Raw genomic sequence first — 1,225 nt, 5'->3', positions numbered from 1 at the left:
TGAGCGCCCGCGAATACACGGGTCGTGCGCTGGGCGAGCGTGGCGTGGGCGAGGCGGTGCTGCCGCGCGCCGAGGTGTTGCCGGCGGCACTGGCGCTGGCGTCGCGGATGGCGCGGCACCCACGGCATCGATTGGTCGGGCTCAAGGCATTGTGGAACGTGGGTCTGGCCGAACGGGTGGATGAGACCTTCGCGCGCGAGTTGGACATGCACGACAAGACCTTCGTCGGCGACGCGGCAACGCTCGCGCGTATCGAGGGTCGATTTGGCTCAGGCAGCGCAACGATGCCCGTCGTCGCCCCCAAGTCGACGCCGTCGAGAGCGGCGGCCTCTGCGACGGGGCGCGAGACACCTGCCCTGGACGTCAAGACCACCTTGCGGCGCCTGCTTGCACAGGAACTGCAGATGCCCGAAGACGACATCGACGAACAGGCACAGTTCGTGGATCTCGGCCTGGATTCGATCGTCGGCGTGACCTGGGTGCGCCGGATCAACGAGACCTACGGTCTCGCGATCGAAGCGACGCGGGTCTACAGCCATCCGACGCTGGCACTCATGGCTCGGCACGTGGGTGAGCAGGTCAAGCCCATGGCACCGGTCGAAGCCGTTGATGTTGCCGCATCGGCCAACGCACCGACGACTTTTGCCGATGCGCCGCGGCGTCCGTCGATCCTGCGTCGCCGCCCACACGCCACCGCGGCGACGCGGCGCACGGCGGAGCCGGAAGCGATTGCGGTCATTGGCATGGCGGGGCGCTTCCCGCAAGCGAACGATCTCGATGCGTTCTGGCGCAACCTGGCGGAAGGTCGCGACTGCATCGACGAAGTGCCGGCCTCGCGCTGGTCGGTGGAGCGCTACTACCGTGCCGGCGCGGCCGAGCCGGGTCATACCAACAGCCGCTGGATGGGCGCGCTGGACGGTCACGATCAGTTCGATCCGCTGTTCTTCAGTATTTCGCCGAAGGAAGCGGAGCACATGGACCCACAGCAGCGTCTGTTCCTGCAGACCTGCTGGCATGCGTTCGAAGACGCGGCCTATGGTCCGCGCAGCCTCGCCGGTACGCGTTGCGGTGTATTCGTCGGCGTCACCAACACCGATTACCAGCAGCTTTCGGCCGAACAAAGGCGCACGGCGCAAGGTTTTACCGGCAATGCCACGTCGATTCTTGCCGGTCGCGTGGCTTACCTTCTCGACCTGCAAGGCCCCTGTCTGTCGATCGACACGGC

At 66.5% G+C, this 1,225-nt stretch carries 1 protein-coding gene; it reads left to right on the top strand.

Annotation, left to right across the window (positions count from 1 at the left end; translation table 11 throughout):
- Positions 1–1,225 (top strand): beta-ketoacyl synthase N-terminal-like domain-containing protein (locus tag BT115_RS18195; RefSeq protein ID WP_255369477.1); only part of this gene is annotated, 1,225 nt, incomplete at both ends.

This window comes from Luteibacter sp. UNCMF366Tsu5.1 (assembly GCF_900119235.1).
In the GTDB taxonomy this organism is placed as follows: domain Bacteria; phylum Pseudomonadota; class Gammaproteobacteria; order Xanthomonadales; family Rhodanobacteraceae; genus Luteibacter; species Luteibacter flocculans.
This window is presented reverse-complemented; position numbering and strand designations above follow the sequence as displayed.